Source organism: Ruegeria sp. ABV3_008, assembly GCF_056161185.1.
Window position 1 is genome coordinate 520,040 of sequence record NZ_JBSWYP010000001.1, and the last position, 26,307, is coordinate 546,346.

Sequence of the window (26,307 nt, forward strand, 5' to 3'; positions counted from 1 at the left end):
ATGATTGCGCTAACATTGGACATGACCTTAGGGGCAGGTTAAGGACAACTCATGGTTTCACGCGTCATTCCCGTCGATCCTTTCGATCTGGTCATTTTCGGCGGCACCGGAGATCTTGCGCAGCGCAAGATCCTGCCCGCTTTGTTTCGCAGGTTCTGCGCGGGGCAATGGCCCGAAAGCGCGCGCATCATTGCGGCTGCGCGCAGTGAGCTTTCGACGGATGCATTCCGGACCCTCGTGGCCGAGTCGTTGCGGAGCTATGCGCCCAGACGGTCGGGCGAGGTTGAGAACCTGCAGGGTTTCCTGCAGCGTCTCGACTATGTCAGGCTTGATGCGCTTTCAACCGGCGGGTGGGATGAGCTTGCAGGCAAACTGACCCCGGACCGCGTGCGGGCGTTCTATTTCTCGGTCGGTCCCAGCCTGTTTGCCCCTCTGGCCGAACGTATCCGCGCGCATGCGCTTGCGACCGAGGATACTCGGATCGTGGTAGAGAAACCCTTTGGCCACGATCTGGACAGCGCACGGGATTTGAATGCGACGCTGGCGGCGCATTTCGACGAAGGGCAGATTTATCGGATCGACCATTATCTGGGGAAAGAAACCGTCCAGAACCTGATGGCCGTGCGGTTTGGCAACATGCTGTTTGAGCCGCTTTGGAACAGCCAATACGTGGATCACATCCAGATCACCGTGGCCGAAACGGTGGGCGTCAAAGGGCGCGAAGACTATTACGAGCGCGCTGGAGCCATGCGCGACATGGTGCAGAACCATCTGATGCAACTGCTCTGCCTGATCGCGATGGAGCCGCCCGCCAAGTTCGATCCGGACGCTGTACGCGACGAAAAGCTCAAGGTCATCCGCGCGCTCGATCCGGTTGAGCCGCACCACATTGTACGCGGGCAGTTCGCTACCGAGGCTGATGGGTCGGGCTATCGTGAGGTTGTCGGCAATCCCCGCTCGACCACGGAAAGTTACGTGGCCTTGAAGGCGCATATCAGCAATTGGCGATGGGCCGGGACGCCGTTCTACCTACGCACCGGCAAGCAGCTGGTGGCGCGCTCCTCGGTGATCAACGTGCAGTTTAAGGATGCACCGCATTCGATCTTTGGCGAGGCAGCAGGGCGACACGCCAATGCCTTGTCCATCCGGTTGCAACCGAATGAGGGGATCACCCTCAAGGTGACCATCAAAGAGCCGGGGCAGGGTGGAATGCGTTTGATCGACGTCCCGCTCGACATGAGCTTTGCCGAGGCGCTCGGTCCGGAAAATCAGGATCCGCCCGATGCCTATGAACGCCTGATCATGGACGTGATCCGGGGCAACCAGACACTGTTCATGCGCGGTGATGAGGTTGAGGCCGCCTGGGCCTGGACTGATCCGATCATCGCCGGATGGCAGGCGCGGGGCGATGTCCCCAAACCCTATGACAGTGGCAGCACAGGGCCGGGCGACGCCGAGCTGCTGATGAAACGAGACGGTCGCCACTGGCAAGGAATCAAGCCATGAATATTCAGGAATATGCCGACCGCGACATGTTGGCGATCGACGTGGCCAACGCATTGGCCGGAGAATTGGAGGCCGCTTTGTTGCATGACGACACGGTGGCCCTTGCAGTGCCAGGCGGAACGACTCCGGGGCCGGTTTTCGATGTCCTCTGTGCCGCAGATCTGGACTGGGCTCGGATACGCGTGCTGCCGACCGACGAACGCTGTGTGCCTGCGGACAGTGACCGCTCGAACGAGCGTCTGATCCGCGAACGCCTTCTGACCAACCGCGCCTCGGTGGCACAATATGTACCGCTCTACGTTCCGGGAGCGGCACCCGAGGACGCGCTGCCTGAGATCGAGTCATTGATCGCACCAGTGCTGCCTTTGTCGGTGCTGGTGTTGGGGATGGGTGGTGATATGCACACCGCCTCGCTGTTTCCGGGAATGCAGGGGTTGGCTGAGGCGCTGGACAGCAATGCGCCGACACTGGCCGTGGCGCGGACGGATGTGCAGCCGGAACCGCGTATCACCCTGACGGCTCCGGTCCTAGATGGGGCCTTGTCGAAACATCTGATCATTTTCGGCGCCGAGAAGCGGGAAGCGCTGGAGAAGGCCATGTCTCTGCCCCCCGAGGAGGCCCCGATCGCGGCTGTTCTAGGCGGCATGACTGTGCATTGGGCGGAGTGAGCGATGCAGCTGGATAGATTGAAAACACTGGCAGCATCGCAGCAGGCGCGCATTCTCGACCTATTCGAGGCGGACGCGGATCGAGCAAAGGGGTTCTCTGCCTCAACCGGAGATATGCTGTTCGACTACTCAAAAACGCAGATCGACGGCGAGATCCGGGATGCTCTGATCCAATTGTGCGACCAAGCCGATCTGGAAGCACGCCGCGAGGCGATGTTTTCTGGCCAGAAAATCAACGAGACTGAAGATCGCGCGGTGTTGCACACGGCGTTGCGAAACCTAGACGGCGACGCGGTACAGGTCGATGGTCAGGATGTCATGCCGGACGTTTTGGACACCTTGCAGCGGATGCGCGTCTTCGCCGAGGAGGTGCGCGGAGGAACGGCAGCCGGGGCAGGGGGCAGCTTTACCGATGTGGTGAATATCGGCATCGGAGGTTCGGATCTGGGACCGGTGATGGCGACCCATGCGCTGTCGCCCTACCATGATGGGCCGCGTCTGCACTATGTCTCGAACGTCGATGGCGCGCATATCGCGGATACGTTGCGCCAGTTGGACCCGACCCGGACACTGGTGATCGTGGCCTCGAAAACCTTCACGACGATTGAAACCATGACCAACGCCCGCACCGCCCGGGCATGGATGAGTGAGGGCGGAGGCGACCCCTCCAAGCAGTTCGCCGCCGTCTCAAGCGCGTTGGACAAAACGCAGGCCTTCGGCATCCCTGAGGACCGCGTATTCGGCTTCGCCGATTGGGTCGGCGGGCGGTACTCTGTTTGGGGTCCTGTCGGTTTGCCGGTGATGATCGCGATTGGCTCGAACGCGTTCGATGCGTTCCTGCGGGGCGGGCAAGCGATGGACCTGCACTTCCGCTCGGCCGACTGGGCTGAGAACGTGCCGGTTATGCTCGCCTTGGTCGGAGTCTGGCATCGTCAGGTGCTGGGCCATGCCAGCCGCGCGGTGTTGCCCTATGACCAACGGCTGCTGCGCTTGCCGGCTTATTTCCAGCAGCTTGAGATGGAATCGAACGGCAAATCGGTCGCAATGGATGGCAGCGCGCTGACAGTGCCATCGGGGCCTGTTGTCTGGGGTGAACCGGGCACCAACGGCCAGCACGCTTTTTACCAGCTGATCCATCAGGGCACCGACGTGATCCCCTGCGAATTCATGGTCGCCGCCGAAGGACATGAGCCGGAGCTGGCCCATCACCACCGCCTGCTTCTGGCCAATTGCCTTGCCCAGTCCGAGGCTTTGATGCGCGGCAGGTCTCTTGATGAAGCCAGCGTTCGTATGGCTGCCAAAGGCTTGCAAGGCGACGAACTCGACCGTCAGGCACGGCATCGGGTGTTTCCGGGCAACCGGCCTTCGACTACTTTGATCTATCCCAAACTGACGCCCTTTGTGCTGGGGCAGATTATTGCGCTTTATGAACATCGGGTGTTCGTCGAAGGCGTTCTTCTGGGCATCAATTCCTTCGATCAATGGGGCGTTGAATTGGGCAAAGAACTTGCCACCTCACTCGGGCCGATCGTGGACGGAGAAGAAAGCGCGGACGACAAGGATGGCTCGACTGCGGCCTTGGTCGCCTATGCCCTGCGTCACCGCAATTGACGTGCTGAAATGCGGCCCGGGCCAATCTCGGGCCGCAATCTTTTTATTGTCAGGCAAATAATTGCTTGGCAGGGTTCTTCCCAATGAACCGTCATGATTGATCGCCCGGCCACAGGCCCGCGTATCACTCAAAGCACGGAATGGCCGCCAAAAACTTGGCCTGAACAAAAAAGGGAGGATGTCCATGCTGGGACAGATGATGACGCAGCCCTTGCTGATCTCGTCACTGATTGATCATGCCGAGCGCTACCACGGTCAGACGGAAATCGTGTCGGTCGAAACAGACGGCACCGTAGCGCAGACCAATTGGTCCGAAGTGGCGCGCAATGCCCGCCAGTTGGGATCGGCGCTGACCAAGCTTGGACTGGAACCACAGGACCGCATCGGCACCCTAGCCTGGAACAATCGCCGCCACCTTGAGATCTACTATGCGACCTCGGGTGCCGGTTTCGTGTGTCACACGATCAATCCGCGCCTCTTCCCCGAGCAGCTGACCTACATCATCAACCACGCCCAGGATCGCGTTCTGTTCTTCGATGCCACCTTCATCCCTCTGGTCGCCGCGTTGCAAGAAGGACTGGGCGAGGTTCATCACTTTGTGCTGATGGGGCCCCGTGATGAGGAAGCGGCCATGCAGATCGAAGGGCTGCAATTCTATGATGACTTGATCGAGACGGGTGATGCCGATTTCGCATGGCCGGACTTGGATGAAAACACGGCCTCCGGCCTGTGCTACACCTCGGGCACAACGGGCCATCCCAAGGGGGTGCTGTACTCACATCGCTCGACCGTATTGCATGGCTTTGCCTCGAATGCGCGAGACGTCATTGGCTATTCGGCGATGGATGTCGTGATGCCTGTGGTGCCGATGTTCCATGTCAATGCCTGGGGGTCGCCCTATGCCTGTGCCATGTCCGGCTCGCGCATGGTTTTGCCTGGGCCAGGCCTGCATGGTGAGGCGCTGGTCAACCTGATTGACACCTATGGCGTGACGGTCGCAATGGGTGTTCCAACGATCTGGCAGGGCCTTCTGGCCCACGCCGCGCAATCCGACAGCAAACTCGCCAGTCTTGAGCGTACCGTGATCGGAGGCGCCGCTTGCCCACCCTCGATGATCGAAACCTTCCGTGAGGTCTACGACGTTGACACCGTCCACGCCTGGGGCATGAGCGAGATGAGTCCGCTGGGCTCAACCAATGTCCCGATTGCCAAACATCGCGACCTGCCGATCGAAGAGCAACACCGTCTACGCGAAAGCCAGGGGCGGCCGCCCTATGGGGTTGAGCTGAAGATCGTGGATGACGACGGCAATGACTTGCCCCATGACGGCGAAACCCAGGGCGACCTGATGGTGCGCGGTCCGTGGGTGCTGGACAGTTATTTCCAGATGCAGGACGAGGCGCTGTTGCAGGACGGCTGGTTCGCCACGGGGGACGTCGCAACGCTGGATGCCGACGGCTACATGACGATCCGCGATCGGTCCAAGGATATCATCAAATCGGGCGGCGAATGGATCAGCTCGGTCGAGTTGGAAAACATCGCAGTCGCCCACCCAAAACTCGCCACAGCCGCCGTGGTCGGGGTCCCGCACCCCAAATGGGATGAGCGCCCGGTTCTGGTCGCCGTGAAGGCCGAGGGAGAGGAGCCGTCAGAGAAAGAACTGCTGTCCTTCTTCGATGGCAAGATCGCCAAATGGCAAGTGCCGGATAAGGTTGTGTTCATCGACGCTCTGCCGTTGAACGCAACAGGAAAGGTGCTGAAACGGACCCTGCGCACGCAGTTTGCCGACGCATTGACGGGGTAATCTTGGGGAATTGGCTCCGGCGGTAGGGATCGAACCTACGACCAATTGATTAACAGTCAACTGCTCTACCGCTGAGCTACGCCGGAACGGTTCGCGCCGTATAGCAAGCTGTTTTCACGGCGTCCAGTGGGGGATGGAAAGTTTTTTCTGCCGATCAGCAAAGCGCAGTTCTGGCCCCTCGGGCCCATGATCAATTTCACCAGATTTTGCTGAGAAGATTGGCTCCGGCGGTAGGGATCGAACCTACGACCAATTGATTAACAGTCAACTGCTCTACCGCTGAGCTACGCCGGAACTGAGGGCCGTATAACAACCCCGATTTTTGACGTCCAGAGGGGAAGCGCGAGAAATCAGAATTTTTTGACGCGCTCACGAAAGTCGCCGGAAAACCGCATCTGACGCAAGCGGGCCATCATAGGTGACTTTGGATTTTCCTGCCAAATCAATCAAATGCGCCAGGACGTTACGCTCGGCTGCGGGCAGCAGGGCTTTCGGGGTTTCGGTGTAGATACGCTCAGCCAATTGCCGGGCCGAGCCTTGCCGATCTGCCAGCGCCGTCAGGATTTGCGCTTCTCGCCCCAAGCGATGCTGAACCAACCACTCCAGCCGCTCAGCAGGGTTTTCGATCGGCGCCCCGTGACCCGCATGAAAGACAGACCACTCGCGCTGTTGCAGCCGATGACAAGCCGCCATGAAATCGGTGAGGTCTCCGTCGGGGGGAGAGACGAGCGAACTGGCCCAACCCATCACGTGATCTGCCGTAAAGCAGATATCGCCCCAGGCCAGCGCGATATGATTGCCCAGATGACCGGGGGTGTGGATGACCTCGAGCTGCCAATCGTCACCTGTGACGAGTTCTCCGTCCGCCAATTCGATATCCGGCCGGAACGCGGTGTCGATGCCTTCTCCGCCTTGCACCATGCCACTTTGGGCGAGGTCGGACATGACCGCACTGCGCCCGGCTTCGGGGCCTCCAAAGGCCAGAATCGGGGCACCCGTGTGGGCGGCGAGCGGGGCAGCTAGAGGCGAATGATCCAGATGGGTGTGGGTCACGAGGATGTGGCTGATTCTCTGATCAGGTGTCAGCGCGTTCAGAATCGCCTCAAGATGCGTGTCGCTCAGCGGTCCGGGGTCGATCACCGCCAGATCCCGCGTTCCCAGAAGATAGGTGTTCGTGCCCCGATACGTCATCGGCGAGGGATTCGGAGCCAGAATGCGCCGCAAACCCGGCTGCAACTCCTGCGCCACGCCAACCGGCGGGTTGAATTCGTCAGGTGCCTGCATTCTGTCCTCTTTCTCTTGTCCGGGCAGCCCGCTAGGTTTAGCGCATGTCCACGCAATGGCTCAAACCCTATATGCCGCGCGGCCTGTATGTCCGGGCTGCCCTGATTCTTGTCCTGCCGGTGGTGGCCTTGCTGCTGGTGGTGGGCATTGCGTTCTTGCAAAAGCATCTGGAGGACGTGACCGCGCAGATGACGCAAGCCGCCGCGCGTGAGGTCCGACTGATCACTCAGACCATGGCCGAGGCTGAGACCCGGCAACAGGCGTTGGCCGCTGTGCGTCCTGATCTGAGCGCTCTCTCGATGAAGATGCAGTTCCTCGATGCGGATGAGATGCCAGAAATCGGCCGGCGCAGATGGTACGACTTTATTGCGCCACAGGTTGAGGCAGATCTGATGGCGGAATTGCCTGACCTTGAGGCGGTTGCCCTGCCCAGCGGGCAAGAGGCGCGCTTGTATATGCCCACTCATCTGGGCCTTTTGCAGCTGACCTTTGATCGACGGCGTCTGTCCCCAGCAGCGCCGCATCAGTTGATTGTGACGATGGTTTTCTTTGCCATCATCATGACCTCGATTTCGTTTCTATATATGCGCAACCAGCTCCGGCCCATTACGCGGCTTGCAGATGCTGCACAGGCTTTTGGTCGCGGACGGGTTGTGCCGTATTCCCCCGGCGGCGCGGTCGAGGTTCGGGCCGCGGGCAACGCTTTTCTCGACATGCGGGCGAGGATCGAGCGGCAGATGGAGCAGCGAACGTTGATGTTGTCCGGGGTCAGCCATGACCTGCGTACTCCGCTGACACGGCTGAAACTGGGTCTTTCTATGTTGCCAGAAGAAGAGGCTGCGCCGTTGCAGCAGGACGTAACCGAGATGCAATCGCTTCTGGATGCGTTCCTCGACTTTTCACGCGGTGCCGCAGAAGGCGCGCCCGAAGAGGTCGATCCCGAAGCTTTGCTGACGCAAATCGTTAGCGACGCAAAAAGGGCAGGGCATCAGGCGGAGTTGGTTGCCGTCGAAGGGCAGGGGACCGCGATGTTGCGACCATCGGCCATGCGCCGGGCGGTTGAGAACCTGATCGGTAACGCGGTGCGCTATGGCAGCAAGGCGGATGTCAGCCTGACGCTGACGCCCAAATCCCTCCGCATCCGGGTCGAGGATGATGGACCGGGCATCCCGCCCGAACAGCGGACCGAGGCCGTTAAGCCTTTTTCCCGGCTGGACCCTGCACGCAATCAGAACCAAGGCAGCGGTGTTGGTCTGGGCCTTGCCATCGTAGCCGACATCGCCCGTGCCCATGGCGGCGTCTTGCGCCTTGGCAAAAGCGAGCGATTGGGTGGGCTGTGTGCCGACATCATCGTGGGGCGCTAGAGGCGCGGTGTTCTCAGGAAAAACGGCGGAATTTGGTAGGCCCGGCAGGACTTGAACCCGCAACCAAAGCGTTATGAGCGCTCTGCTCTAACCAATTGAGCTACAGGCCCGCCTGAGCGCTTTGAGTACCACGGTGATCGCCCGCGTCAAGCCTGACCGTTGCATCAAAGCGCACAATCGACTAACCCGCCCGCAAACCATTCATGAGGGATAGGCCATGACAGCGGGCAAGAACGGAATCACCTACGCCGACGCGGGTGTGGATATTGATGCAGGCAACGCTCTGGTCGACCGCATCAAGCCTGCTGCCAAACGCACCAATCGCCCCGGAGTCATGAGCGGTCTGGGCGGGTTCGGCGCGCTGTTCGACCTCAAGGCCGCTGGCTATGAAGACCCGATTCTGGTGGGGGCCACCGACGGTGTTGGCACCAAGCTGCGGATCGCGATTGATACAGGTGTTGTGGATGGCGTCGGCATTGATCTGGTCGCAATGTGCGTCAACGACCTGATCTGTCAGGGCGCTGAGCCTTTGTTCTTCCTTGATTATTTCGCCACCGGCAAGCTGGACACCGATACCGCTGCGCGGATCATCGAAGGGATTGCCGAAGGCTGCGCTCAGTCGGGTTGTGCTCTGATCGGTGGCGAAACCGCCGAGATGCCGGGCATGTATCCCGATGGTGATTTCGATCTGGCCGGGTTTTCGGTCGGCGCGATGGAGCGTGGTGCCGATCTGCCCGACGGGGTAACGGCGGGCGACGTTCTGCTGGGGCTGGCTTCGAACGGGGTGCATTCCAACGGCTACTCTCTGGTGCGCAAACTGGTTGAGATTTCCGGGCTAGGCTGGGAGGCCGACTCGCCCTTTAGCGACGGCACGCTTGGCGAGTCGCTGCTGACGCCCACGCGGCTTTATGTGAAGCCTGCTCTGGCCACGATCCGGGCCGGGGGGGTGCATGCGCTGGCGCATATTACTGGCGGGGGTCTGACCGAAAACCTGCCGCGTGTTCTGCCCGAAGGTCTGGGCGCTCAGATTGATCTAGACGCATGGGATCTGCCGCCCGTCTTTGGCTGGATGGCTGAAACTGGCGGGATTGCCGAAGGTGAGATGTTGAAGACCTTCAATTGCGGCATCGGCATGATCGTGGTCTGCGCCGCAGATCAGGCCGATGCGCTGACGGCTTTGCTGGCTGAGGCGGGCGAGACCGTCTCGCGCATCGGCACCGTGACCGACGCGGCTGGCGTGGCCTATTCGGGCAAACTGCTGTGAGCCACAAGCGCGTCGCGATTCTGATTTCCGGCGGTGGGTCAAACATGGTCTCTCTGGTCGACAGCATGACCGGAGACCATCCTGCGCGCCCATGTCTGGTTCTGTCCAACGACGCGCAGGCCGGTGGTCTGGCAAAGGCGCGGGATCGCGGCATTGAAACGGCTGTGGTTGATCACCGCCCCTTTAAAGAGGATCGAGCGGCGTTTGAGGCGGAGTTACTGAAGCCGCTTGAGGCCGCGCAACCCGATATTGTATGTCTGGCCGGGTTCATGCGGGTCCTGACCGGCGATTTCGTCTCGCGCTTTCAGGGGCGGATGCTTAACATTCACCCCTCGCTTCTGCCGAAATACAAGGGCCTGCACACCCACGCCCGCGCGATCGAAGCGGGTGATGCTGAACATGGCTGCACCGTGCATGAGGTCACCGCGGCGCTGGATGATGGCCCAATTCTGGGGCAGGCGCGGGTCGCGATTGCACCCGAGGACACCCCCGACAGCCTGGCCGCCAAAGTGCTGGTTTATGAGCATCAGCTCTACCCGTCGGTGCTGCGGCGGTATGCGGAAGGCAACAGGTCCGTTCTTATGCTGCCCTGATCGCCCTTGGGTGATTTACACCCGGCGGAAATTCGTCCTATGGTCGCCGATAACGCTCGGGACGGTAGAAAAACGGGCAGTCACACAAAGAACAAGAATAGTACGGCGCATGAAAACTCTGACAACGACGCAAGAGCTGGCTGATTTCTGCTCGGCTGCTGCTGCTTTTCCCTATGTCACTGTAGATACCGAATTTCTGCGCGAGCGGACCTACTATTCAAAACTGTGTCTGGTGCAATTGGCCGTTCCTTCTGAGGATGAAGACAGCGCCGTTTTGGTCGACCCACTGGCTGATGGTATCTCGCTTGAGCCGCTCTACGAGCTGTTCCGGAATGAGGGCGTGGTCAAGGTGTTCCATGCCGCGCGTCAGGACCTTGAGATCTTCTGGGTCGATGCGCATGTCTTCCCAACCCCGCTGTTTGACACTCAGGTTGCTGCGATGGTCTGTGGCTTTGGTGAACAGGTGGGATACGAGACGCTGGTGCGCAAGATCTGCAAGCAGGGGGTGGATAAAACCTCGCGCTTTACCGACTGGTCGCGGCGTCCTTTGACAGATGCGCAAAAGACCTATGCGCTGGCCGATGTGACCCACCTGCGCAAGATCTACGAACATCTCGCGGCTGAGCTTGAGAAAACCAAGCGCAGCCATTGGGTGTCCGAGGAACTACGCATCCTGACACAGCCCGGCACCTATGACATCCGGCCCGAGGATGCGTGGAAGCGTGTTAAAACGCGGACGAATTCGGCCAAGTTTCTGGCGGTTGTGCGGGAGTTGGCGCAGTTCCGCGAATCCCATGCGCAGGACAACAACATCCCGCGCAACCGCGTGTTCAAGGATGACGCGCTGATCGAACTGGCCTCCACCAAACCCAAAACGCCATCGGACCTTGGAGGCTCGCGCCTATTGCTACGAGAGGCGCGTAAGGGGGCGATTGCGGAAGGTATTCTGACGGCCGTCAAGAAAGGTGTGAACTGTCCACCCGAACAATTGCCCAAGGTCGATACAAACCGCGACAAGCTAAAGGTGAACCCGGCGCTGGCCGATCTGTTGCGGGTGCTGCTGAAATCGAAAACCGAAAGCTCGGGTGTGGCGGCAAAGCTGATCGCCACCAGCGCCGAACTGGACCAGATCGCAGCGGGCGAGCGTGGCCTTCCCTCCATGACCGGCTGGAGGTTCGAGGTGTTCGGTGAGGATGCTCTGAAGCTGTGCGAAGGCAAGATCGCACTGGCCGCAAAAGGGCAAAACGTGAAGGTCGTGCCCCTCTGATCGTTTAGCGGCGGCGTGATTCCAGGGCGTTTTGCTGCCCAACCACGCGGACCAGGCGAATGCCTTCAAGCTCTTGCCGGGAGACGTTGATGGCGTCGGAAACCATTCGCGAACGCTCAGTGCCTTGAGCCGTTTGCGCCTTGGGGTAATTCACCAGGAAGGTGAACTCCATCACGCCGTTCTTCTGGTTTTCTTCCGAATTCACGGGCACCAGACGGGCGTTAAACGCGCCCTGGCGTTGCGCCGTGCCCGAGGAATAGACGATCGCTCCGGTAGGCGTCGCGTCGATCCGCAGCTCGTCGATTTTTGCAATTGGAACGCTGGTGTCTTCTTCTACGGGACGATCAAACAAGCCGATGCCATCGCTTTGTCTTGGCACCAGGGCATAGGCCTCGTCTACCGGGGCGGTTTCGACCGGGGCTGGCTGGCTGGATCCGAACCAGTTCGACGGGTTCGCCCGTGAATTGCGCCAGCTATTGCAGGCAGACAGGGTCAACGCGGCGATGATAAGAAGAGACAGTGATTTTTGCATGGACCCACGGCTTTAACAGTCATTCACGCAATGGGTTAGCGCAATTTCCTTGCCTTGAAAAGCCACGGCGAGGGCTGGACAGGGGGCTATCGTCGGCATAGGTCACAATTGTGAATGAAACAGAAGGACCGCCGCGCCATGGCAACGCCCGCCTTTGAAGAAATTGTCGAAGATTTCGAGTTCCTCGAAGATTGGGAGGACCGCTATCGCCATGTGATCGAACAGGGCAAGGCGATGGAGCCACTGGACGATGCGCTCAAAGTTCCAGCCACCAAAGTGGACGGCTGCGCCAGCCAAGTGTGGCTGCACCCGATGATCGATGGCGGCGTGTTTCGTTTCGATGGGGATAGCGATGCGCTGATCGTCCGTGGCCTGATTGCGGTTTTACGTCTTCTTTACAACGACTTGCCGGTTGCTGAGGTGATCAAGGTCGATGCCGGCGGAGAGTTGGCGCGGCTGGGCCTGAATGACCACTTGTCCGCTCAGCGGTCGAACGGTCTGAGGGCGATGATCGAACGTATCCGCGAAGTGGCGCAGGAGAAAGCGTAGCGTCAGCGCGTTCTGGTCGCCCAATCACTCAACGTGGTTTCTAGATCGCCATAGCCGGTCAGGCGACGCTCGAAATCCAGTCCCATCCGCTCGGCACATTCCTGCGCGCGCGCGGTCAGCGCGGGATCATCTGTTTGGGCCTGATACACTAGTTTGGTGTAGTTCCCGAAATACATGTCTCGCAGCTGAGGATGGCGATCCAGACCCAGCGGTTTCCAGACAAAGGCATCGAACTGTCGGGCTAGAAAATCTGTCAGGTAGAAGGCGGTTGTCTCGTCCTCTCCCTGAGCGGCAAAGGCCTCATTCCCTTCGAAGAACGAATAGCAATGCGGGCCTTTGACCATCTCGATACCCAGCCGGTCGCATGCCTGTTGTAGCAGGCCGCCAGTGCCGCAATCCGCGTAGACGACGAAGACCTGATCGTAGTTCTCACGATGCTTGGCAATCGCGTCCTCGACAGCCTGTGTGATTTTCTCGGGGTGGACATGAAGGATCGCGGGCAGGCAGGTCAGATCCATATGGTCCCAGCCGTTGCGGGTTTTGAGGTCCAGAATCTCGCGCGCCAACGCCCCGCAGGCTAGCAACAAGATACGGCCCTTGCCGGTTTCGTCATATCCATCGGTCGTCAGACTGGCGTCATCGGGATGTTGGCTCTGTGACATTCCTAGATCCTCTGGCTGGCTGGTCCGGGTGATTTTGCCCGAAAACGCGGCTTGAAACAAAAAGGGCCGCCCGAAATCGAGCGGCCCTTTCAGAACAGAAACGGTGTTCTTATCCCGCCAGCTGGTTGTGCTTGCGCGAGACGAAGTCCTTGGCTGTCTCAACAGCCACAGCCGCGTCGCGGCAATATGCGTCAGCGCCGATGGCTTTGCCGAATTCTTCGTTCAGAGGCGCGCCGCCGACCAGAACGATGTAGTCATCGCGAACGCCTTGCTCGACCAGCGTGTCGATCACGACCTTCATGTAAGGCATGGTCGTGGTCAGCAGGGCCGACATGCCCAGGATGTCGGGCTGTTCGTTTTCCAGCGCTTCCAGGTAGTTTTCGACCGGGTTGTTGATGCCGATGTCGACAACTTCGAAGCCAGCGCCTTCCATCATCATCGAAACAAGGTTCTTGCCTATGTCGTGGATGTCGCCCTTCACGGTGCCGATGACCATCTTGCCAACGCGCGGTGCGCCTGTTTCAGCCAGCAGAGGCTTCAGGATCGCCATACCGCCTTTCATGGCGTTGGCGGCCAGCAGAACTTCGGGCACGAACAGGATGCCGTCGCGGAAGTCGTGGCCAACCACGGTCATGCCGCCGACCAGAGCTTTGGTCAGGATGTCGTAGGGGGTCCAGCCGCGCTCGAGAAGGATGTTGGTGCCTTCTTCGATCTCTTCTTTCAGGCCGTCGTAGAGATCGTCGAACATCTGTTCAACAAGCTCTTCGTCGTTCAGTTCGGACAGGATGATGTCTTCTTCGTCGGACATGGGGTGTTTTCCTGAGCTGTGCGGACCCTTGGTCCGGGGTGGCATTTTTTTCGTTTTGGCCAAAACGTCGCATATTTACTGTGACGATTGCGACCTCGGCGGTTTCGGGACCGACGTTTATGTCAAAAATCGGCATTGGGCGACAGAATAATATGCATGATCATCCTGTGTCTGGCTCAGGTTAGCAAAAACAGGGGATGGTTGCCTGGCGTTCAGTATTCGCGTATCAATACGATGAGAACGAAGAGTGAACGAATGCAACCTCAAACCAATATCCGCGCTCGAGGGACCGCATCCAATGACGCGGGTCGCTTTGAAAAACTTGCCACGGTCCAGACGGATGACGGTTGGGACATCGAAGAAGATCAACCGCTTCTGAGAACCGAGGTTCGGGACGAGGTGGCGCGCAGTCTGATCACCTATAATCGCTCGCCCGATTTGCCGTTTGACCGCTCGATCAACCCATATCGGGGGTGCGAACATGGCTGCGTCTATTGCTTTGCGCGGCCCAGTCACGCCTATCTGGGGCTGTCTGCGGGGCTGGATTTCGAGACGCGTTTGATCGCTCGCGGCAATGCGGCCGAGGTGCTGCGCAAGGAATTGTCTGCGCTGTCCTACAAGGTCGCGCCGATTGCCTTGGGCACCAACACCGACCCTTATCAACCCGTTGAAAAAGAACGCGGGATCACGCGGGCCTGTCTTGAGGTTTTGAGGGATTTCAACCACCCCATAGCGATCGTGACCAAAGGGACCCTGATCGAGAGGGATCTGGATATTCTTGCCCCCATGGCCGCGCAGGGTCTAGTTCGGGTCGGGATATCCCTAACAACCTTGGACGCTGGCCTCTCTCGCCGGATGGAGCCGCGCGCGCCGTCTCCCAAACGGCGGTTGGAGGTCATCCGACGTCTGACCGGGGCAGGGGTGCCGGTGCGGGTGATGACCTCGCCCGTTGTGCCCGGGTTGACGGATCACGAGCTGGAGACTCTGCTGGAGGCCGGGCATGAGGCCGGCGCCGACACCGCGAGTTGGATCATGCTGCGTCTGCCCCGAGAGGTGTCGGCGCTGTGGCAGGACTGGCTGGCCGAACATGAACCCGCGCGGGCCGAAAAGGTCATGGCACGGGTGCGCGAAATGCATGGAGGTCGCGACTATGACCCGCGCTGGGGTCACCGGATGCGGGGGGAAGGCGAGTATGCCGAATTGATCGCAAAACGCTTCAAGGTGGCCGTCAAACGTTTGGGCCTGAAGGTGAAGTCCGACGAACTGCGTCGCGATCTTTTCGCAAAACCTGCGCAACCGGGCGATCAGATGAGCCTGTTTTAGACCGCGCGTCAGAAGCTGATGCCGATCCCGGCTGTGAACCCGTTGACCGTGTCGCTGCCATAGTAGCGGACCATGATCCGGGTTGTGCTTACCCATGGAACCCAGGTGTCGGAGAGGTCGACCTCGATCCCGCCGCCGACGCGGGCTAGCCAATCTGTGCCCAGAACAATCGACTGATCCCCGACCAGGTAAGAGATAGACAAATCCCCGACCCAACGCACCGGACGGCCAAACATCCGACCGCCAGTTGGAAACCGGTACCGTGACCAAAGCACTGCATTTGCAGCCGTCGATTGCACGAGGAGGTCTTCGTCGTCACCAATGGGCCAGTATTCGATATGCGTATAGCGAAGGCTCATCTCGAACTCTCGGTCATTGGTCAGAGGGCGTGCGTAGTCCAGCGTCAGGGAACCGCCCGCACCTCCGGCCCAGAGGCCGCCGCTTTCGAGGAAATCAGCTTCTATGCCAAGCCGCTCTGCTATCACTTGGGCGGCGACTGACGTGTCAGATTGGGTGCGCCCGATCGAGATATGCGCCATGGGCGTCAGTTTCCAGCGCTCTCCCAGGTCGAACTGGTAGCCGATACCGCCTGTTGCAGCGGCGCTCGTCCATTTGAGCGGCAACGTGGTGGTGTCGCCGGAGCCAGAGAAGAACAGGACCGGGTCATAGCGCGCATAGCCGATATAGCCTTCAAGGTAGATGGGTACGCCTTCGCTCAGTCGAAAGCCCCCGCCCAATTGCGCGGATTTGAAATCATATTCGCGGTTTCCCGTGTTCGATTGCAGTGAGATTGCACTGGCTGAGTCATCAGGGATGCCAGCAAGGCCTAATATCGCCAGAGAACCCGCCGCGTTTTCGCGCTGGATCTGTTTGAAAATATCCTCAAGAATCCCTTGCGCCAAACCAGACGCCGGAAACGCAAAGAACGCCAGAAAGGCTATTTGAAGGAACCGACATACCATCGCAACACTGGGTTTCTACAATTTCACGAAACCATATCCATGGTCTTGGGCTGAGAGAAGCGGGCGCAAAAAAACCGCCGGGGCAAGTGACGCAACGCTACAACAAACCAGAATCAAAAAAGGCCCCGGAACGCCCGGAGCCTAGGTTTTGTTTGGCTTAACGCGCGTTTCAGCGCTTTTCGATATCCACGTAGTCGCGGAGTGTTTCGCCCAGATACAGCTGACGCGGGCGGCCAATCTTGTTCTGAGGATCGGCGATCATCTCTTTCCACTGGCTGACCCAGCCAACTGTGCGCGACAGGGCGAAGATCGGTGTGAACATCGAGGTTGGGAAGCCCATCGCCTCGAGGATGATGCCCGAATAGAAGTCCACGTTCGGGAACAGCTTCTTCTCGGCGAAATACGGATCTTCCAGCGCTTCGCGCTCCAGTTCTTTCGCGACCTGAAGCTTGGGGTTGTTTTCGACACCCAGCAGATCCAGCACTTCGTCGGCAGATTGCTTCATCACCTTCGCGCGCGGGTCGAAATTTTTGTAAACCCGGTGGCCGAAGCCCATCAGGCGGAACGGATCGTTCTTGTCCTTCGCACGAGCGATGTATTCGGGGATACGATCGACGGTGCCGATCTCTTCCAGCATCTCAAGGCAGGCCTGGTTCGCACCACCATGCGCCGGACCCCAGAGGCAGGCGATACCGGCAGCGATACAAGCGAATGGGTTCGCGCCCGAGGACGACGCCAAACGCACGGTCGAGGTCGAGGCGTTCTGCTCGTGATCTGCGTGCAAGGTAAAGATACGGTCCATCGCACGGCTGAGGATCGGGTTTACCTCATATTCTTCAGCCGGAACGCTGAAGCACATGCGCAGGAAGTTCGACGCATAGTCCAGATCGTTACGCGGATACACGAAAGGCTGGCCGGTGTGGTATTTGTAGGCCCAGGCCGCAATCGTCGGCATCTTGGCGATCAGGCGGTGCGAGGCGACCTCACGCTGATGCGGGTCCGAGATATCGGTCGAGTCGTGATAGAAAGCCGACATAGCGCCGACGACACCAACCATGATGGCCATCGGGTGCGCGTCACGACGGAAGCCGCGGTAGAAATACTGCATTTGTTCGTGCAGCATAGTGTGACGCGTGATCGTGGATTCGAAGGTTTCGAGATCTTTTGCGACCGGCAGCTCTCCGTAAAGAAGCAGGTAGCAGACTTCGAGGAAGTGGGACTTCTCGGCCAGCTGATCAATCGGGTAGCCACGGTGCAGCAGCTCACCTTTGTCGCCGTCGATATAGGTGATGGTGCTGTCGCAGCTGGCAGTCGAAGTAAAGCCGGGATCGTAGGTGAACACACCTGCCTGACCGTAAAGCTTGCGAATATCGACAACATCAGGCCCAGCAGTTGGAGAGTGAACGGGCAACTCATACTCTTTGCCATGGACGGTCAGAGTTGCTGTCTTATTGCTATCAGTCATGGTTGTCCCTTCTTCATTTGTGCGCAGGTCAGTTCATTGCCCTGACCTGCGGGCAATGGCTGCGCGCGGGCGCGCAGCCCGGGTGTGTTAGCGGTGCAGCGTTACCCGAATATGAAGATTGGGTTTAATCCGCTGCTTCAGAAAGCCGCGCCAGGGTTTCATCGCGCCCCAGCACAAGCATCATGTCAAAAACCGAAGGAGTGACTGCCCGACCCGCCAATGCCGCCCGAAGCGGACCTGCCAGCTTACCGAACTTGACCTCCTTTGCTTCTGCAAAGGAATTCAGAGCCTCCTCCAGCTCGTTCCGGGACCAGCTAACATTTTGCAGCTGCGGCGTCAATTCACTCAGTATACCATCGGATACAGATGACAGCGCCTTTTGGGCTTTCTCATCGCACTCAATGGGGCGCGAGGTAAGCACAAAATGCGCTTTTTCAAGCAGTTCCGGGAAAGTCCGAGCGCGGTCCTTGAGACAATACATCGCGCTTTCCAGATCACCGGATTGTGTCTGTGAGAGAGGTGGCAGGTCGGCCGCCGCCAAGTAGGCTTCAATTTCACGCCGCAGCGCAGCATCATCTGAGATCGCAATATGCTGGCCGCACAGGTTCTCGAGCTTTTTCAGATCGAACCGCGCCGGGCTTTTGCCGATTCCGCCCAGATCGAACCATTCTTTGGCCTGTTCATCCGTAAAGAACTCGTCGTCGCCGTGGCTCCAGCCGAGGCGGGCCAGATAGTTGCGCATCCCTGCGGCGGGGTAGCCCATCGCCTGATATTCCTGCGCGCCCAATGCACCGTGACGTTTTGACAGCTTCTTGCCATCCGGCCCGTGAATCAGTGGGATATGGGCCCAGACAGGAACATCCCAGCCCATCGCCTCGTAGATCATCATCTGGCGCGCGGCGTTGTTCAAGTGATCGTCACCCCGGATCACATGGGTTACACCCATATCGTGGTCATCCACCACAACCGCGAGCATATAGACCGGTGTCCCATCCGAGCGCAGCAGAATCATGTCGTCCAACTGGTCGTTCCGGATGGTAACGTCACCCTGCACTTGGTCACGGATCACGGTGGCACCGTCTTGCGGGGCCTTGATGCGGATCACGAAGGGCATATCCGGATGCGTGGCCGGATCAGCATCGCGCCACGGGCTGCGGAACAGGGTCGATTTACCCTCGGCCCGCGCCTGCTCACGAAAGGCCGCGATTTCGTCCTGAGTCGAGAAACATTTGTAGGCTTTGCCTTTGGCCAGAAGCTGATGCGCCACCTCGGCGTGGCGCGCAGCCCCTTCGAACTGGCTGATGACATCTCCGTCATGGTCGAGACCCAGCCACTCCATCCCTTGCAGGATCGCCGCCGTGGCCTCAGGGGTCGAGCGTTCGCGGTCCGTGTCCTCGATCCGCAACAGGAACTTGCCGCCGCGTCCACGCGCATAGAGCCAGTTGAACAGCGCGGTACGCGCGCCGCCAATGTGAAGAAAACCGGTAGGCGAAGGGGCGAAACGGGTGACGACCTGATCGGACATTGTGTTGATTAACCTTTTGGTAACCGCGATGGGCTTAGCTTGGCGCCTGTCTAACGAGCCTCAAGGACGGGGGCAACCATGCGTGTTCTCGCACAGGTCCGGTTGGCGCTGCTGAACCAGATCGGGTTTTTGTTCCCTTGGTCTCCGGTGTGTTTGGGCCTTGGGATCGGTCTCTATTTCGGATTGCGGTTCGAACCTGAGGGGCCTTTGTACCTGGGTCTGGGCGTCGCAGGATTGGCTTTGATTGGCTTGGGTCGTGTATTGTCCGCCGGATGGGGCGCGTTGGCAATCGGGGGGGCGCTGGTAGCGGCTGGCTTTCTGCTGGCAGGTGCCCGCGCCCATATGGTGGCGGAACCGGTTCTGTCATGGCGATACTATGGCCCTGTCGAGGGGAGGGTCGTCGCCATGGACCGCTCCGCCTCGGATGCGCTGCGATTGACGCTGGATCAGGTGCGGGTAGGGGACGTGCCAGAGCACCGACGTCCGCAGCGCATCCGTCTTTCCGTTCATTCCGAGGTCGGGCCCATCGCGCCGGGACAACGGATCATGACCACCGCGCATCTGTCCCCGCCTCAAGGCCCTGTCGAGCCCGGAGGGTTCGACTTCCGCCGTCACGCCTGGTTTCAGGGGCTGGGTGCCGTCGGGTACACGCGGGTTCCGGTGATGACTATTGCGCCGCCGCAGGACGCGTTGCAGGGCGTTCGGGTCACGGCCATTCGCATGGCAATCTCGGACCACGTGCGCGCCCATCTTCCGGACGAGGTCGGAGGATTCGCAGCCGCCGTCACGACAGGAGACCGCAGCGGCATGGGGCAGGACACGCTTGATGCGCTGCGCGCGTCAAATCTTGCGCATCTGCTGGCGATTTCAGGCCTGCATATGGGTTTGCTAACCGGGTTTGTGTTCATGGCCTGCCGCATTGGTTTTTCTGCAATCCCCGCTTTGGCCCTCCGTTTGCCCGTCCGCAAAGTCGCCGCTGGATGTGCGTTAGTGGCCGCTGTGATCTACCTGATGCTGTCCGGCGGCAATGTCGCGACAGAGCGGGCCTTTGTCATGGTCAGCGTTATGTTCGGAGCAGTTCTGATCGACCGGCTTGCAATTTCACTTAGGGCAGTCGCAGTGGCCGCGTTGATCGTGTTGACCCTACGCCCCGAAGCCCTGCTCAGTCCCGGTTTCCAAATGTCATTCGCGGCGACCACCGCTCTGGTCGCTGTTTTCGGAGCGCTTCGTGATTTTGGAACCATGCCGGGGCCGAAATGGTCCAAAGCCGGCGTTGGCCTTATCATGTCCTCTGCCATCGCGGGCCTCGCGACCGCACCTATCGGAGCCGCGTATTTCAATACAATGTCGCATTACGGCCTGCTGGCCAATTTGCTTTCGGTGCCGGTCATGGGATCTGTTGTCGTGCCCGCAGCCGTTGTCGCGGCGCTGTTGTCGCCATTTGGACTGGAGCGGATCGCGCTTGAGGTCATGGGGCTGGGACTGCGCTGGATTTTGATGATCGCAGACTGGGTGTCCGGGTTGGACGGGTCTCAGGGCTATGTGGTTGACCCGTCATGGTTTGTCCTGCCCATGATCGCGTTGGGGGCGCTCTGGCTAGCTTTGTGGCAGGGCAGCGCGCGGTGGTTTGGGGGGGCTCCGGTGGTCTTGGCCCTCGCGCTTTGGACCTCGGGCAATCGGCCTGAGGTTCTGATCGCCGAATCCGGTGGACTTGTCGGCGTCATGACCTCTGAGGGCCGAGCGCTCAGTAAAGAGAAGGGCAGCGGATTCGTTGCGACAGTCTGGCTTGAGAATGACGGAGATGATCTGACGCAGGGGCAGGCGGCCAGTCGATGGCCGGACAATGCGGGTCGTGTGCAAAGGATCGCTATGACCGGGGCAGAGGTGATCCACGTCACCGGCAAACGCGCGGCGCTCGAGTTTGACGAATGCAAAGCCGGTCAGATCATTGTGTCGTCGGTCGATCTCAGGCTCAGTGGAGATTGCACCATTTTCGACCCGGACCGGCTCTATGAAACTGGAAGCCTGTCGATCTCAGGAGGAAAAGTGACCTCAAGCGCCGAGATGAGTGGCAATCGGCTGTGGTCCCCGAAATCAACGGGGACCCGCTCAGAAAGCGTTAATTAGTAGGTCCTGATCAATCCGACCAGACGGCCCTGAACCTTTACTTTTTCCTGCGGTAGAACGCGGGTTTCATAGGCGGGGTTCGCGGCCTCCAGCGCGATGGCTTTGCCACGGCGGAAGAACCGTTTCAGTGTCGCCTCCTGATCCTCGACCAGAGCCACAACGATATCGCCATTGTCTGCGGTTGAGGTTTCGCGGATCACCACAACATCGCCGTCGTTAATCCCGGCGTCGATCATCGAATCTCCACGTACTTCAAGTGCATAGTGCGACCCTTGGCCCGAGACCATCGGGCCGGGCACCGCCACGTGGTGTGAGACATGGCTGATCGCCTCAATCGGAACACCGGCTGCGATCCGGCCCATGACTGGCAGCTCCATCGCGTCGACCGAGACCGGCTCGAAATTCGCAGGGCGCGGGCCTTCGGGCTTGTCGCCCTCGATCACGCGAGGAGTGAAGCCTGCAGTTGGCTCTCCACCAAGGCTTTCGGGCAGTTTGACAATCTCAATCGCGCGGGCGCGGTGTGCCAGACGCCGGATAAAGCCGCGTTCTTCAAGCGCTGTAATCAGTCGGTGGATGCCGGATTTGGATCGAAGGTCCAGCGCCGCCTTCATTTCATCAAAGCTGGGCGGAACGCCGTCTGCTTGTACGCGTTTGTGGATGAATTCCAGCAAATCCAGCTGCTTCTTGGTCAGCATCGCTCATACCTCGTTGCCTATGCGTTTGCATTTGTTCTACGCATGTTCACGTTTTGTGTCAACGATTTTGAGGATGTTCTACAGTGGCAGGTAGTGAACTTGCGCCCCTTCGGGCAAGGCCGGATCCTCGGGAGGGCGCATCAGTAAAGCATTGGCGTCGGCCAGAACGCTCAGCAACGAACTGTCCTGATCCGCGCAGGCCCGAACGCCGTTTTCATCGACAATAGCGCGCATGTAGTGTTCACGCGGACCATTGGCTGCAAGCGGTTCGGTCAGTACGGCTGTTTTGAACGGGTTGAGAACGGCCTCCAGCCCCAGCATCCGCCGTACCAGAGGAACAAGGAACAAATAGCCGCAAACCATTGCACTCACAGGGTTTCCGGGCAACCCGACCATCGCTGCATCCCCCATGCGACCGGCCATCAGAGGTTTTCCGGGTCGCATGCGGATCTTGTAGAAGGACCGATCCATGCCCAACGCCTCGGAGACGTCAGACACAAGATCATAGTCGCCGACGGAGGCGCCTCCGATCGTGACCACAAGATCCGCGCCTTTGGCCAGTCCAAAGGCGGTTTCCAGCGACGATGCGGTATCCCGCGCGATGGGGAGAATGCGAACATGCGCGCCTTCACGCTCCAACAGCGCCTTCAAACCGAACGTATTCGACGCGATGATCTGATCCGGACCCGGAACTTCTCCGGGCATCACCAACTCGTTCCCGGTCGAGATCAACGCGATCTGAGGTTTCCGCGTCACGGGGACCTGAGGGATATTCATCGCCGCCATAAGCGCTATATCCTCAGGGCGGATCACGCGTGGGGCGGTGATTGTTGTGCCTTTGGTGAAGTCAATGCCTGCCGGTCGGATATTGGTCTTTTGGCCGGGATCGTCGCTGATGGTGATCAGGTCGCCCTTACGGTCGACATCTTCCTGAATCACAACGAAATCAGCACCTTCCGGCACTGGTGCGCCGGTAAAAATCCGTACGGCCTGACCCGGATTCACTACGCCGTCAAAGCGATTTCCAGCTGCTGATTCACCCACCAGTTTGAACATGGCGTGCAATTCGACCTCGGCCGCTTTGACTGCATAGCCATCCATGGATGAGGCCGCGAAAGGCGGTTGATCGCGCGTTGCGCTCACGTCCTGCGATAGGACACGACCTGCGGCCTCGGCCAGAGGGACGGTTTCTGCGGGAAGGGTCTCAACCAGATCAAAAAGCAGGGCGCGGGCGTCTTCGACAGTGATCATGTCGCCTCGTAACGCCCTGATTTGCCGCCGTCTTTCAGTAATACGCGAATGCCGCCTATCTCCATCGCTTTGTCGACCGCCTTGGTCATATCATAGACGGTCAGCGCTGCGGTCGAAACGGCGGTCAGGGCCTCCATCTCAACCCCGGTCTGGCCCGAGGTCTTGACGGTCGCCTCGATCTGAACGCCGGGCAGTTCGGGATCAAGCGTCAACTCGACCGCGACCTTGGTCACCGGCAGAGGGTGGCACAGCGGGATCAGGTCTGGGGTTTTCTTGGCACCCATGATCCCCGCAAGCCGCGCGATACCCAGAACGTCACCTTTCTTGGCGCGACCTTCTGAAATCAAATCAAAGGTTTCCAAGGCCATCTTGATGTGACCGGCGGCTACGGCCACGCGGTCGGTCACCTCTTTATCCGAGACATCGACCATATGAGCCTGTCCCTGGGCATCAAAATGGGTGAGAGGCATCACATCACTCCGGGGATCAGCGGGTTGGAGAGGATGTGGCGGGTGGCCGCGGTGACGTCATCCTGCCGCATTAGGCTTTCACCGATCAGGAAGCAGCGCGCGCCGTAGCGGGCGATATCCGCCAGATCCTCGGGTGTGCTCAAGCCGCTTTCACAGACGATGGTGCGATCTCCAGGCACCAGCTTGGACAGGCGGCGCGTTGTATCCAGAGTTGTCTCGAAGGTCTTGAGATTACGGTTATTTATCCCGATCAACGGGCTCTTGAGTTCTGTTGCACGCTCCAACTCTTCCTGATCGTGAACCTCGATCAAAACGTCCATACCCCAATCAAACGCTGTCTGTTCCAACTCGGCGGCCTGAGCGTCCTCGACCGAGGCCATGATAATCAGGATGCAGTCGGCGCCCAAGGCTCGTGCCTCGATGACCTGATAGGGGTCATACATGAAATCCTTGCGCAGCGCGGGCAGGTTGGTCGCGGCACGTGCGGCGGACAGGTATTCTTTCGCACCCTGGAAACTGGGTGTATCGGTCAGGACCGACAAACACGCTGCGCCGCCGTCTTCATAGGCTTTTGCCAGCGCCGGAGGGTCAAAGTCTGGACGGATCAAGCCTTTGGACGGGCTGGCTTTTTTTACCTCGGCAATCAGGCCATAGCCGGACCGGGCAGCTTTGTGCAACGCCTTGGCAAAGCCGCGAACTTCGGGCGCGTTTCTTGCCTCGCTTTCAAGCTCAACCAAGGATTTCTGCGCCTTGTCCGCTTCGATTTCTTGCAGCTTGTAGGCTTTGATTTTGTCCAGAACGGTCTCGGTCATGCGGCTTCCTGTGTGATCCGCGCCAGCGCGGTTAATTTGTCTTTTGCTTTGCCACTGTCGATGCTTTCAGCAGCCATTTCAACACCTTCGCGCAGATCTGACGCGGCATCAGCCACGACCAGAGCGGCCGCTGCGTTCAACAGCGTCGCATCGCGATAGGCCGAAGGCGCGCCGTCGAGCAGAGAGCGGAACGCGACGGCGTTGTCTTCGGGTGTGCCGCCGACGATGTCTTCGAACGGATGGACGGGCAGGCCGGCATCTTCGGGATGCAGTTCAACCTCTTTGACGCGACCGTCTTCCAAAGCGGCGACCCAGCTGATGCCGGTGATTGTCAGTTCATCCGTGCCGTCTGAACCATGCACGAGCCATGCGCGCTCGGACCCCAGCAGGCCCAGCGTTTCTGCCATGGGGCGGATCAGCTCGCGCGTGAAGGCACCGGTCAGCTGGCGTTTGACGCCCGCAGGATTGGTCAGCGGTCCGAGAATGTTGAAGATCGTGCGGGTTCCAAGCTCTTGTCGCGAGGGCATGACATGGGCAATCGCAGGGTGATGCATGGGCGCCATCATGAAGCAGATACCAGCCTCATTCAGCGCCTTTTCAACCACTTGAGGGCCAACCATCACGTTGATCCCCATCTGCGACTGCAGATCAGCGGTGCCCGACTTCGAGCTGAGATTGCGGTTGCCGTGTTTGGCGACAGTCACACCGGCCCCGGCCGTCACAAAGGCCGTCGCGGTGGAAATGTTGAGGGTGTGCTTGCCGTCACCGCCCGTTCCGACGATGTCCATTGCGCCCTCGGGTGCGTTCACCGCGTTGCATTTGGCGCGCATCACGGCGGCGGCGGCGGCGTATTCCTCGACTGTTTCGCCGCGCGTGCGCATCGCCATCAACAGACCGCCGATCTGGCTGGGCGTGGCTTCGCCGTCGAAGAGGATGGCAAAAGCCTGCTCGGCCTCGGCACGGGTCAAAGGGCGGTCGGCGGACGCTCCGATCAGCGGTTTCAGGGCGTCGCTCATGCGGGGACTTTCAACTCTTGCAGGAAATTCTTGAGCAACGCGTGGCCATGCTCGGAAGCGATGGATTCCGGGTGGAACTGGACGCCGTGGATGGGCAGCTCTCTGTGTTGCAGACCCATGATGGTGCCGTCTTCCAGCTCTGCCGTGACCTCGAGGCAGTCGGGCAGGCTCTCGCGTTCAACCACCAGCGAGTGATAGCGCGTGGCCTCAAACGGCGAAGGAAGCCCAGCGAAAACACCTTTGCCGGTGTGGTTCATGGTGCCCATTTTGCCATGCACGATCTCATGGCAGCGCACGACCTTGCCGCCAAAAGATTGCCCGATGGTTTGATGCCCCAGGCACACGCCCAAAAGCGGAGTTTTGGTCTCGGCGGCGGCTTCGGTCAGGGCAAGACAGATGCCCGCCTGATCCGGGTCGCAGGGGCCGGGGCTCAGCAGGATACCGGCGGGGTTCATCGCCATGGCCTCTTGCACATCCAGCGCATCATTTCGGCGAATGACCATTTCGGCCCCAAGTTCGCCCAGATAATGCACCAGGTTGTAGGTAAACGAGTCGTAGTTGTCGATCAGCAGCAGCATTTGGCACTTGTCTTCGCTTGGGCATTTCAGGCTGGCGATGCAGCCCCGGGCCACGGTATAATGTCGGGACATACATGCTCAGGCTTGTGAGGCAGCGTCAAGAGGACATCCCGTTCTTGACCCGCTATCAGGTCGAGCGCCGCGGTAGATGGCGCAGAATGGGCGAGGCAA

The 26,307-nt window shown here is 59.6% G+C and carries 24 protein-coding genes and 3 tRNA genes; 11 read left to right on the plus strand and 16 right to left on the minus strand.

What is annotated here, in order from left to right:
- Window positions 1-51: 51 nt before the first annotated feature.
- The 4 genes from zwf (at window position 52) to ACXAH8_RS02595 (ending at window position 5,589) form a co-directional block, all read left to right on the plus strand.
- The gene (zwf, locus tag ACXAH8_RS02580; protein WP_475215810.1) at window positions 52-1,506 is read left to right on the plus strand and encodes a glucose-6-phosphate dehydrogenase; all 1,455 of its coding nucleotides are present in this window, start codon (window positions 52-54) and stop codon (window positions 1,504-1,506) included.
- Window positions 1,503-2,174 (plus strand): 6-phosphogluconolactonase, encoded by a 672-nt coding sequence (gene pgl, locus ACXAH8_RS02585; RefSeq protein WP_170659654.1) that lies wholly within the window; start codon window positions 1,503-1,505, stop codon window positions 2,172-2,174. The genes zwf and pgl overlap by 4 nt, the downstream gene beginning before the upstream one ends.
- A gap of 3 nt (window positions 2,175-2,177) precedes the next feature.
- Entirely contained in the window at window positions 2,178-3,785 is a 1,608-nt protein-coding gene (gene pgi, locus ACXAH8_RS02590; protein ID WP_475215813.1) for a glucose-6-phosphate isomerase, read from the plus strand.
- 184 nt (window positions 3,786-3,969) lie between these two features.
- Window positions 3,970-5,589 (plus strand): long-chain-fatty-acid--CoA ligase, encoded by a 1,620-nt coding sequence (locus tag ACXAH8_RS02595; protein WP_475215815.1) that lies wholly within the window; start codon window positions 3,970-3,972, stop codon window positions 5,587-5,589.
- Window positions 5,590-5,600: 11 nt separating this feature from the next.
- Here ACXAH8_RS02595 and ACXAH8_RS02600 read toward each other — a convergent pair.
- From ACXAH8_RS02600 to ACXAH8_RS02610, 3 genes are all read right to left on the minus strand, one after another.
- Window positions 5,601-5,675, minus strand: a tRNA-Asn gene (locus ACXAH8_RS02600).
- 133 nt (window positions 5,676-5,808) lie between these two features.
- Window positions 5,809-5,883 (minus strand) — tRNA-Asn (locus ACXAH8_RS02605).
- 75 nt (window positions 5,884-5,958) lie between these two features.
- Window positions 5,959-6,873: an MBL fold metallo-hydrolase gene (locus tag ACXAH8_RS02610; protein WP_475215817.1), complete on the minus strand. Its 915-nt coding sequence runs from the start codon at window positions 6,871-6,873 to the stop codon at window positions 5,959-5,961.
- A 44-nt stretch (window positions 6,874-6,917) separates the two neighbouring features.
- Between ACXAH8_RS02610 and ACXAH8_RS02615 the strand changes: the two genes are divergently transcribed.
- Entirely contained in the window at window positions 6,918-8,237 is a 1,320-nt protein-coding gene (locus tag ACXAH8_RS02615; protein ID WP_475215819.1) for an ATP-binding protein, read from the plus strand.
- Between the two features lie 33 nt (window positions 8,238-8,270).
- Here the strand turns inward: ACXAH8_RS02615 and ACXAH8_RS02620 are convergent.
- A tRNA-Ile gene (locus tag ACXAH8_RS02620) sits at window positions 8,271-8,347 on the minus strand.
- Between the two features lie 107 nt (window positions 8,348-8,454).
- Here ACXAH8_RS02620 and purM point away from each other — a divergent pair.
- From purM to rnd, 3 genes are all read left to right on the plus strand, one after another.
- Window positions 8,455-9,501, plus strand: a complete 1,047-nt coding sequence (purM, locus tag ACXAH8_RS02625; protein ID WP_475215821.1) for a phosphoribosylformylglycinamidine cyclo-ligase — start codon at window positions 8,455-8,457, stop codon at window positions 9,499-9,501.
- Window positions 9,498-10,094, plus strand: coding sequence for a phosphoribosylglycinamide formyltransferase (gene purN / locus ACXAH8_RS02630; RefSeq protein ID WP_475215823.1), 597 nt, complete (start codon window positions 9,498-9,500; stop codon window positions 10,092-10,094). Before purM ends, purN begins: the two co-directional genes overlap by 4 nt.
- Window positions 10,095-10,203: 109 nt before the next feature.
- A complete protein-coding gene (rnd, locus tag ACXAH8_RS02635) occupies window positions 10,204-11,361 on the plus strand; it encodes a ribonuclease D (protein WP_475215825.1) in 1,158 nt (385 codons plus the stop codon).
- 4 nt (window positions 11,362-11,365) lie between these two features.
- Here rnd and ACXAH8_RS02640 read toward each other — a convergent pair whose 3' ends face one another.
- Window positions 11,366-11,893, minus strand: coding sequence for a hypothetical protein (locus tag ACXAH8_RS02640; protein WP_170373821.1), 528 nt, complete (start codon window positions 11,891-11,893; stop codon window positions 11,366-11,368).
- Window positions 11,894-12,031: 138 nt separating this feature from the next.
- On the opposite strand from ACXAH8_RS02640, the gene ACXAH8_RS02645 reads away from it, so the two are divergent.
- On the plus strand, window positions 12,032-12,442 hold the full coding sequence (locus ACXAH8_RS02645; RefSeq protein WP_170374327.1) for a SufE family protein: 411 nt from the start codon (window positions 12,032-12,034) through the stop codon (window positions 12,440-12,442).
- Window positions 12,443-12,444: 2 nt separating this feature from the next.
- On the opposite strand, the gene ACXAH8_RS02650 is transcribed toward ACXAH8_RS02645, so the two are convergent.
- Together ACXAH8_RS02650 and ACXAH8_RS02655 are read right to left on the minus strand one after the other, a co-directional pair.
- A complete protein-coding gene (locus ACXAH8_RS02650) occupies window positions 12,445-13,104 on the minus strand; it encodes a DUF1638 domain-containing protein (RefSeq protein WP_475215829.1) in 660 nt (219 codons plus the stop codon).
- Window positions 13,105-13,213: 109 nt separating this feature from the next.
- Complete coding sequence (locus ACXAH8_RS02655; protein WP_170373819.1) at window positions 13,214-13,912, minus strand: corrinoid protein; 699 nt, start codon at window positions 13,910-13,912, stop codon at window positions 13,214-13,216.
- Between the two features lie 255 nt (window positions 13,913-14,167).
- Between ACXAH8_RS02655 and ACXAH8_RS02660 the strand changes: the two genes are divergently transcribed.
- Window positions 14,168-15,235: a PA0069 family radical SAM protein gene (locus tag ACXAH8_RS02660; protein ID WP_475215832.1), complete on the plus strand. Its 1,068-nt coding sequence runs from the start codon at window positions 14,168-14,170 to the stop codon at window positions 15,233-15,235.
- A gap of 8 nt (window positions 15,236-15,243) precedes the next feature.
- Here the strand turns inward: ACXAH8_RS02660 and ACXAH8_RS02665 are convergent, their stop codons facing one another.
- From ACXAH8_RS02665 to gltX, 3 genes are all read right to left on the minus strand, one after another.
- Complete coding sequence (locus ACXAH8_RS02665; protein ID WP_475215834.1) at window positions 15,244-16,137, minus strand: autotransporter domain-containing protein; 894 nt, start codon at window positions 16,135-16,137, stop codon at window positions 15,244-15,246.
- Between the two features lie 229 nt (window positions 16,138-16,366).
- Window positions 16,367-17,662 carry a citrate synthase gene (gltA, locus tag ACXAH8_RS02670; protein ID WP_475215836.1) on the minus strand — a complete coding sequence of 432 codons (1,296 nt, stop codon included), beginning with the start codon at window positions 17,660-17,662 and terminating at the stop codon, window positions 16,367-16,369.
- A 124-nt stretch (window positions 17,663-17,786) separates the two neighbouring features.
- Window positions 17,787-19,187 (minus strand): glutamate--tRNA ligase, encoded by a 1,401-nt coding sequence (gltX, locus tag ACXAH8_RS02675; protein ID WP_475215838.1) that lies wholly within the window; start codon window positions 19,185-19,187, stop codon window positions 17,787-17,789.
- Between the two features lie 78 nt (window positions 19,188-19,265).
- Here gltX and ACXAH8_RS02680 point away from each other — a divergent pair, with 78 nt between their 5' ends.
- Window positions 19,266-21,314, plus strand: a complete 2,049-nt coding sequence (locus tag ACXAH8_RS02680; protein ID WP_475215840.1) for a ComEC/Rec2 family competence protein — start codon at window positions 19,266-19,268, stop codon at window positions 21,312-21,314.
- Here ACXAH8_RS02680 and lexA read toward each other — a convergent pair.
- The 6 genes from lexA to ACXAH8_RS02710 all read right to left on the minus strand — a co-directional run bounded on the left by lexA (window position 21,311) and on the right by ACXAH8_RS02710 (window position 26,136).
- The gene (gene lexA, locus ACXAH8_RS02685; RefSeq protein ID WP_170373813.1) at window positions 21,311-22,009 is read right to left on the minus strand and encodes a transcriptional repressor LexA; all 699 of its coding nucleotides are present in this window, start codon (window positions 22,007-22,009) and stop codon (window positions 21,311-21,313) included. The two genes, ACXAH8_RS02680 and lexA, sit on opposite strands and share 4 nt — an antisense overlap.
- A 78-nt stretch (window positions 22,010-22,087) precedes the next feature.
- Window positions 22,088-23,260: a molybdopterin molybdotransferase MoeA gene (locus ACXAH8_RS02690; protein WP_475215842.1), complete on the minus strand. Its 1,173-nt coding sequence runs from the start codon at window positions 23,258-23,260 to the stop codon at window positions 22,088-22,090.
- Window positions 23,257-23,730 (minus strand): cyclic pyranopterin monophosphate synthase MoaC, encoded by a 474-nt coding sequence (gene moaC, locus ACXAH8_RS02695; RefSeq protein WP_475215846.1) that lies wholly within the window; start codon window positions 23,728-23,730, stop codon window positions 23,257-23,259. The genes ACXAH8_RS02690 and moaC overlap by 4 nt, the downstream gene beginning before the upstream one ends.
- Window positions 23,730-24,542 carry an indole-3-glycerol phosphate synthase TrpC gene (gene trpC, locus ACXAH8_RS02700; RefSeq protein WP_475215848.1) on the minus strand — a complete coding sequence of 271 codons (813 nt, stop codon included), beginning with the start codon at window positions 24,540-24,542 and terminating at the stop codon, window positions 23,730-23,732. Before trpC ends, moaC begins: the two co-directional genes overlap by 1 nt.
- Complete coding sequence (trpD, locus tag ACXAH8_RS02705) at window positions 24,539-25,558, minus strand: anthranilate phosphoribosyltransferase (RefSeq protein ID WP_475215850.1); 1,020 nt, start codon at window positions 25,556-25,558, stop codon at window positions 24,539-24,541. The genes trpC and trpD overlap by 4 nt, the downstream gene beginning before the upstream one ends.
- Window positions 25,555-26,136 (minus strand): anthranilate synthase component II, encoded by a 582-nt coding sequence (locus tag ACXAH8_RS02710; protein WP_475216268.1) that lies wholly within the window; start codon window positions 26,134-26,136, stop codon window positions 25,555-25,557. The genes trpD and ACXAH8_RS02710 overlap by 4 nt, the downstream gene beginning before the upstream one ends.
- Between the last annotated feature and the right edge of the window lie 171 nt (window positions 26,137-26,307).